Origin of the sequence: Sphingobium sp. MK2 (assembly GCF_040170545.1) — a bacterium.
Taxonomy (GTDB): domain Bacteria; phylum Pseudomonadota; class Alphaproteobacteria; order Sphingomonadales; family Sphingomonadaceae; genus Sphingobium.
Genome location: NZ_JAZDXA010000055.1, coordinates 20,584 through 27,068, shown reverse-complemented (window position 1 = coordinate 27,068; position 6,485 = coordinate 20,584). Strand labels below are relative to the sequence as shown.

The following is a 6,485-nucleotide window of genomic DNA, read 5'->3' as shown; positions in this document are numbered from 1 at the left end:
CAGCGAAGCAATCCATCGGCACCACAATGGATTGCTTCGCTGCGCTCGCAATGACGAAGAGAAGAACCGCAATTCATCACACTCCAACACGTCGGGCCGGGATGATCAGAGCGCGTCGATCATCTCGGCCAGCACCGCCAGACAATCCTTGCCCAATTGCATGGAGCGCGCGGGCGACCAGCCGGTTTCGGCATCGGGCAGGTCGTCATTATCCTTGAACGGCATTTCCAGCGTCATCGCCACCGCACCGAATCGCTCGGCGATCTGGTTGGTGGACATGGAGAGGTTCGCGCGGCCTGCGCCTGCTACCGGATAGCCCAGGCGCGTCTGGAAATCGGGCGTCCGCGCCGCCAGCGTGTCGCGATAGCGGTGATAGAGCGACACTTGCCGGTCAGTGATCGACGGGATGCCCTCGAACCCGGCGATGAACACGGCGGGGATGGCTTCGTCGCCATGCACGTCCATCGCAAAGTCCACGCCGGTCGCATCCATCGCGTCGCGGACCAGTAGCACTTCGGGGCTGCGTTCCATCGAGGGCGCGTGCCATTCGCGGTTGAGGTTCACCCCCACCGCATTGGTGCGCAAATGGCCCCGGCGGCTGCCATCGGGGTTCATATTGGGGACGAGGTGGATCGTCGCCTTTTGACGCAGCAGCCGGGCGACGGCATCCTCTTCGTCGGTCAGCCGCTCCAGCGCGCCTTCCATCCACCATTGCGCCATCGATTCGCCGGGATGCTGGCGCGCATAGAGCCACACCTGCTTGGGGCCATCGCCGATGGTCAGCAGGTCGATCGGCTGACCATCCAGCGTCAGCCCTAGTTCGCGATGCGCCACGCCCGGCTGGCAGGCGGCAAAGGCGATCAGGTCATGATGCCGCTCCATCGAATAAGGCGCGAAATAGGCGACCCACACGACATTGGCATCGCTCGCCAGCCGGATGGTCAGCGTGCCGTCGGCATAGCTGGTATCGGCCTGGGTCCAGATTTCCCGGTCCTCGCTGACCCGCGCCTTATAATCCACCCAGCCGTCGGGATAGGCCGACCCGCCGCAATTGACGATCGCCAGTTCCACCTCGCACCCCGCAGCCCCGGCGACGCGAAAGTGGAACCATTGGTAGAAATCGCTCTGATGATCCGTCACGATCTCCAACTCGGCGCGCGCGCCGGTCGGCGTATCGGTGATGGAGAGGGTGCGAATATTGCCGCTGTCAAAGCCGCTGGAAATGGAAATGGTCATTTGACGGTTATAGTCCGCCCCGATTCGCCCGGATAGCCCCCGATCAAGGCACCAGCGAGCTTTTGTGCGGCGATGCCCGGCTGCGCGGCGGGCGTCCCCTGTTTCGCCTCGGTATAGGCACGGCCCTCCCAGATGGTGGCCGAATCGGACCGGCGACGCAGTTGCACATGCAATTGCGTGGTCACGAAATCCTTGGGCTTGCCCGACAGGTTAATGCCGACGCCGACACCCATGCCCGAAAAGCCACCGCTGCCGATGCCGCCGCCCATGCCGACGGTGACGGGGCGATCGTTGCGGGCCTGGCCCGACGGGCGGAAGCTGCGCTGGAAACTGACCAATGCAACATACTCACTCGTCGCGCCCGGCGCGACGCTGGTGAAGCCCACCCGCTGCCATTCCTGCGCGACGGCGGCGGCATAGGTGCGGAATTCCAGGCTGATGTCAGGATTGCCGGGCATTTCCTCCACCGCGACCGTACCCAACCGGGCCGGATCGCCGACATGGAACCGGGTTACCTCCACCGGCGGTACGGCGGTAGCACAGGCGGCAAGTGGCAGGGCAAGGCAGGCGGCAAGGATCAGGCGCTTCGACATCGATTTCACTCCAACTTGGCTCTCCACCGATAAACGGCGCGGCCAGCTATATTCCCTCCAACGCGCAAAGCCATGAAGTTGCTGCATGGCCGATGAACGGTGGCAAAAGAGCAGGGTCACCCTTGACTTTGCCCCGCCCCACCCATAGGGGCTGCGCTTCGATTTTCCATCATAGTCAGATTCACCAAGGGCCGATGCCATGAAGATCCGCAACTCGCTCAAGTCGCTCAAGGACCGCCACCGGGACAACCGCGTGATCCGTCGTCGCGGCCGCACCTACGTCATCAACAAGACCAACCGTCGCTTCAAAGCCCGCCAGGGCTAAGCAGAGCGGTCAGGATGGTGCCGTTTCCGGCGCTGTCCTAAAGCCATCGGACGAATCAGTCCTTTCAGAGCGCCCGATCGAGCATGATCGGGCGCTTGATGCATTTGCGGGTGGGGTGTGGATAAAGCGCGGCGTTTATCCTGCGCTCCAGAAGTGGCCTTCGGATAACGCACCAACCCATCCCCGTTCGGGCTGAGCCTGTCGAAGTCCCACTCTTGTCAAAAAGTGGCCCTTCGACAAGCTCAGGGCGAACGGGGTGAGGGTGTCGCGCGCCAACGGCCACGCCGCACCCCCTCATCCAACTCCGCCTACCCTCCCTGCGGTCGGTAAGGCTCCATATCCTTCTCCCTCAAGGGAGAAGGGGCGGTTACTCCCGCCCCTTCAGTTCATCACCCTGCACCGCGGCGACATGCAGCACATTGGTCGATCCGGGCGTGCCGAAGGGAACGCCCGCCAGCACCACGATCTTGCCGCCCTTCTCCGCCATGCGGTGGCGCAGGGCCATGCGGCGGGCCTTGCCGATCATCTCCTCGAACGTGCCGATATCCTTGGTACGGATGGCGTACACCCCCCAGGTCAGCCCCAGCTTGCGCGCCGTATCGGTCCGCGGGGTCAGCGCCAGGATCGGCGCGGAGGGCCGTTCGCGCGCGACGCGCCGCACCGTGCTGCCCGATGAGGTGAAGCAGGTGATCACGCTCGCCCCCACCACGGTCACGATATTGCCCGCCGCTTCGGCCAGCGCGTCGGCGGTGGTGGGATCGGGCTTCGTTTCAGTGAAGTGCAGCCGCGCCAGATAGCCCGGATCGCGCTCGACGCTGTTGGCGATGCTGTCCATCATCGCGACCGCCTCGACCGGCCAGTCGCCCGCCGCCGTTTCGGCCGACAACATGATCGCGTCGGCCCCGTCATAGACCGCCGTGGCCACGTCCGACACTTCGGCGCGAGTCGGCGATGGCGACTTGATCATCGATTCGAGCATCTGCGTCGCGACCACCACCGGACGACCCAGCCGCCGCGCGGTCGCGACGATCTGCTTCTGCAGCGGCGGCACCGATTCGGGCGGCAGTTCGACGCCCAGGTCACCGCGCGCGACCATGACGCCATCGGCCATCTCAACGATTTCCTCCAGCCGCTGCACCGCCGACGGCTTTTCGATCTTGGCCATCAACGATCCGTGGCCACCCATCAGCTTGCGCGCCTCGGCCAGATCCTCCGGCCGCTGCACGAAGCTGAGCGCGATCCAGTCGCACCCCTGCTCGATCGCAAAGCTCAGGTCACGCCGATCTTTCTCGGTCAGCGCGGGCACCGGCACCACCACGTCGGGCACATTCACGCCCTTGCGGTTGGACAGCGTGCCGCCGACCTCGACGATCGTGTCGATCCGCGCGTCGGTGATCGCCTGCACCCGCAGCACCATCTTGCCATCGTCCAGCAGCAGCCGGGTGCCCGGCACCAGCGCGGCATAGATTTCGGGATGCGGCAGGTTGACGCGGCGGGCGTTGCCCGGCGTTTCATCACGGTCGAGGATGAAGGGCGCGCCCTTCTCCAGGATCGCCAGGCCCTTTTCGAACGTGCCGACGCGCAGTTTCGGCCCCTGCAAATCGCCCAATATGGTGGTCGGCCGATGAAATTCATTTTCCAGTTCGCGGATGATCGCGATCCGCGCGGCATGATCCTCATGCGCGCCATGGCTCATATTGATGCGAAAGGCGTCGGCTCCCGCGATGAACAGCGCGCGGATCATCTCCGCGCTGTCGCTCGCAGGACCAAGCGTCGCAAGAATACGGACCTTGCGCGAGCGGGGCGGTAACTTCGTCATGTGTTCTCCTGGCCGTCATAGGCGCTCCGCACTTGCCGGAGCGTCGTTATGGGGTATCCGTGCTGCACGACAGGATGATGTAGATCAGCGAAAGGATTTCACGCCGATGAACGACACCATAGTCACAGATGCAGTTGCTGCAACCGCCTTCCGCCGGTTGGTGGCGCATTTGCAGCACCGCACCGATGTACAGAATATCGACCTGATGGGGCTGGCAGGCTTTTGTCGCAATTGCCTGGCCGACTGGATCGCGGAAGCGGACGGCACGCTGACGCGCGATCAGGCGCGCGAAATCATCCACGGCATGCCCTTTGCCCGGTGGAAGGACCAGCATCAGGGCGAGGCGACCCCGGAACAGATCGCCCGGATGAAAGAGAGTGTGGCGAAGAACGCCGACACTCACTAGGACGCCCCCCAACCGATTCACATTCCATATGGAGACATCATCCCATGACCGAACCCAACGTCGCCGCCGACCAGCTACGCCTCTTGATCGAGCGCATCGAACGGCTGGAAGAAGAAAAGAAGGGCATTGGCGACGACATCAAGGACGTCTATCTGGAAGCCAAGGCGACGGGTTACGATCCCAAGATCATGCGCCAGATCGTGCGCCTGCGGAAGATGCAGCCGCATGACCGGCAGGAGATGGAAGCCATCCTCCAGACCTATCTGTCCGCGCTGGGCATGGAGTAACGGTTACCCCGTTCGCCCTGAGCTTGTCGAAGGGCTCTACTGAGCGTAGCGAAGTGCCTTCACTGCGTTCAGGCCAAGGCTTCGACAGGCTCAGCCCGAACGGGATCTGAGGGAGAGCGCAATGTCCGAGATCATCGTCAGCACCACCAGCCGCCTGGAAGGGCGACCGGCCAAGGAATATCTGGGCATCGTCACCGGCGAGGTGATCGTGGGGGCCAATCTGTTCCGCGATCTGTTCGCCAGCGTGCGCGACATCGTAGGCGGCCGGTCGGGCGCTTATGAGGACGTGCTGCAGCGCGCGCGCGAACAGGCGATTGGCGAGATGCGGATGCGCGCGGCGACGCTGGGCGCCAATGCGGTCGTCGGCGTCGATCTCGACTATGAAGTGCTGGGCGCTAACGGGTCGATGCTGATGGTATCGGCCTCCGGGACGGCGATCCTAGTCTAACCAGTGCCTCCGTCGCTTTCGACAATGAAGCGAGACAAGATTTCTCTCATGTGGGACAGATCGAACGTCGCACTATGGCTGATAGTCGGTTTGCCGTTAACGTCGTACCACATCAGCCAGAGCGGATTACCCGCCCAGCCTCCACTGCCATGAAGGTCTTTCACATATTCTAGCCAAAGCGATGCCCCATCCTCGTTCGTGCACAAAGCCTTGGGAAATACGCTGCCTCTCGGCTGCCCTTCCCCGTGGCAGAAGCCCTTGCTGTCGTCTGTCGAATAGCGGGCATTCTTGCATATATATTTCGGCATGATCACTCCTTTGCAGGTCGACAGTCGCAAAACGGGTACCATCGTCGCCGCACAATGAGCGTCTGGGCTACAGTTGCAAGACGAACCGACCAACGCTAGAGAGCGCGCTCGTGTTTCATCAGATAATGTCAGGAGAAGGCCGTGGCCGGCCATTCCAAATTCAAGAACATCATGCATCGCAAGGGCGCGCAGGACAAGAAGCGCTCCTCGATGTTCTCCAAGCTCAGCCGCGAAATCACCGTCGCGGCGAAGATGGGCATGCCCGATGTGGACATGAACCCGCGCCTGCGCCTGGCGGTCAACGCCGCCAAGGCCCAGTCCATGCCCAAGGACAATATCCAGCGCGCGATCGACAAGGCGATCGGCGGCGACACCGACAATTATGAGGAAATCCGCTATGAGGGCTATGGCCCCGGCGGCGTCGCCATCATCGTCGAAGCGCTGACCGACAATCGCAATCGCACCGCGACCAACGTCCGCACCGCTTTCTCCAAAAATGGCGGCAATCTGGGCGCGTCGGGCGCAGTCAGCCATGGGTTCGACCGCGTCGGCTTGATCACCTATCCCGCCAGCGCGGGCGATGCCGAAACGATCTTCGAAGCGGCGCTGGAAGCGGGTGCGGAGGATGTTTCGTCCAACGAAGATGAGCATGAAATCTGGACCGCGATGGACGCGCTGCATGAAGTGTCCAAGGCGCTGGAAGCCAAGCTCGGCGAAGCGGAAGGCGCGAAACTTGCCTGGCGGCCGCAGACCACCACCGAAGTCGACGAAGCCAATGCCGCGACCTTGCTCAAGCTGGTCGATACGCTGGAAGATGATGACGACGTCCAGACCGTATGGGGCAATTATGAAGTGTCCGACGCGGTGATGGAGAAATTGGGTTGATTGAATAAGCTACGCCCCTGCGGCGGGGCGTAGCGAAATATTGGCAACCACATAGTTCATCGTCATTCCAGCGAAGGCGGGAACCCATCTCCCACCTTGTCGGCTTGATCTTAGGTTCGGAGATGGATCCCCGCCTGCGCGGGGATGACGAAATTTTGGGAATGGGGCGAGTTCGCGA

9 protein-coding genes are annotated in these 6,485 nt (G+C 62.7%); 5 read left to right on the top strand and 4 right to left on the bottom strand.

All coding sequences use genetic code 11. The annotated features are described in order from the left end of the window. Window positions 1-105: 105 nt before the first annotated feature. Together V2I08_RS18665 and V2I08_RS18660 are read right to left on the bottom strand one after the other, a co-directional pair. On the bottom strand, window positions 106-1,236 hold the full coding sequence (locus V2I08_RS18665; RefSeq protein WP_349636331.1) for a M14-type cytosolic carboxypeptidase: 1,131 nt from the start codon (window positions 1,234-1,236) through the stop codon (window positions 106-108). After that, entirely contained in the window at window positions 1,233-1,829 is a 597-nt protein-coding gene (locus tag V2I08_RS18660; RefSeq protein WP_349636330.1) for a hypothetical protein, read from the bottom strand. Before V2I08_RS18660 ends, V2I08_RS18665 begins: the two co-directional genes overlap by 4 nt. A 199-nt stretch (window positions 1,830-2,028) precedes the next feature. Here V2I08_RS18660 and ykgO point away from each other — a divergent pair, with 199 nt between their 5' ends. Next, window positions 2,029-2,154, top strand: a complete 126-nt coding sequence (gene ykgO, locus V2I08_RS18655) for a type B 50S ribosomal protein L36 (RefSeq protein ID WP_003046794.1) — start codon at window positions 2,029-2,031, stop codon at window positions 2,152-2,154. 367 nt (window positions 2,155-2,521) lie between these two features. Here ykgO and pyk read toward each other — a convergent pair whose 3' ends face one another. Next, on the bottom strand, window positions 2,522-3,973 hold the full coding sequence (gene pyk / locus V2I08_RS18650; protein ID WP_349636329.1) for a pyruvate kinase: 1,452 nt from the start codon (window positions 3,971-3,973) through the stop codon (window positions 2,522-2,524). A gap of 106 nt (window positions 3,974-4,079) precedes the next feature. Between pyk and V2I08_RS18645 the strand changes: the two genes are divergently transcribed. The 3 genes from V2I08_RS18645 (at window position 4,080) to V2I08_RS18635 (ending at window position 5,114) form a co-directional block, all read left to right on the top strand. Beyond that, on the top strand, window positions 4,080-4,379 hold the full coding sequence (locus tag V2I08_RS18645; RefSeq protein ID WP_349636328.1) for a DUF1244 domain-containing protein: 300 nt from the start codon (window positions 4,080-4,082) through the stop codon (window positions 4,377-4,379). Window positions 4,380-4,423: 44 nt separating this feature from the next. Next, the gene (locus V2I08_RS18640) at window positions 4,424-4,666 is read left to right on the top strand and encodes a DUF2312 domain-containing protein (RefSeq protein ID WP_006956223.1); all 243 of its coding nucleotides are present in this window, start codon (window positions 4,424-4,426) and stop codon (window positions 4,664-4,666) included. A gap of 121 nt (window positions 4,667-4,787) precedes the next feature. Beyond that, on the top strand, window positions 4,788-5,114 hold the full coding sequence (locus V2I08_RS18635; RefSeq protein ID WP_171899206.1) for a heavy metal-binding domain-containing protein: 327 nt from the start codon (window positions 4,788-4,790) through the stop codon (window positions 5,112-5,114). Here V2I08_RS18635 and V2I08_RS18630 read toward each other — a convergent pair. Further along, the gene (locus V2I08_RS18630; RefSeq protein WP_349636327.1) at window positions 5,111-5,422 is read right to left on the bottom strand and encodes a hypothetical protein; all 312 of its coding nucleotides are present in this window, start codon (window positions 5,420-5,422) and stop codon (window positions 5,111-5,113) included. The two genes, V2I08_RS18635 and V2I08_RS18630, sit on opposite strands and share 4 nt — an antisense overlap. Before the next feature lie 141 nt (window positions 5,423-5,563). On the opposite strand from V2I08_RS18630, the gene V2I08_RS18625 reads away from it, so the two are divergent. Further along, window positions 5,564-6,307 carry a YebC/PmpR family DNA-binding transcriptional regulator gene (locus V2I08_RS18625; protein WP_349636326.1) on the top strand — a complete coding sequence of 248 codons (744 nt, stop codon included), beginning with the start codon at window positions 5,564-5,566 and terminating at the stop codon, window positions 6,305-6,307. Window positions 6,308-6,485 lie beyond the last annotated feature (178 nt).

Bases quoted from the DNA above. Each gene is read 5' to 3' on its own strand.
- V2I08_RS18665 (WP_349636331.1), bottom strand. From the start codon at position 1,236: ATGACCATTTCCATTTCCAGCGGCTTTGACAGCGGCAATATTCGCACC.
- V2I08_RS18640 (WP_006956223.1), top strand. From the start codon at position 4,424: ATGACCGAACCCAACGTCGCCGCCGACCAGCTACGCCTCTTGATCGAG.
- V2I08_RS18645 (WP_349636328.1), top strand. From the start codon at position 4,080: ATGAACGACACCATAGTCACAGATGCAGTTGCTGCAACCGCCTTCCGC.
- ykgO (WP_003046794.1), top strand. From the start codon at position 2,029: ATGAAGATCCGCAACTCGCTCAAGTCGCTCAAGGACCGCCACCGGGAC.
- V2I08_RS18660 (WP_349636330.1), bottom strand. From the start codon at position 1,829: ATGTCGAAGCGCCTGATCCTTGCCGCCTGCCTTGCCCTGCCACTTGCC.
- V2I08_RS18630 (WP_349636327.1), bottom strand. From the start codon at position 5,422: ATGCCGAAATATATATGCAAGAATGCCCGCTATTCGACAGACGACAGC.
- pyk (WP_349636329.1), bottom strand. From the start codon at position 3,973: ATGACGAAGTTACCGCCCCGCTCGCGCAAGGTCCGTATTCTTGCGACG.
- V2I08_RS18635 (WP_171899206.1), top strand. From the start codon at position 4,788: ATGTCCGAGATCATCGTCAGCACCACCAGCCGCCTGGAAGGGCGACCG.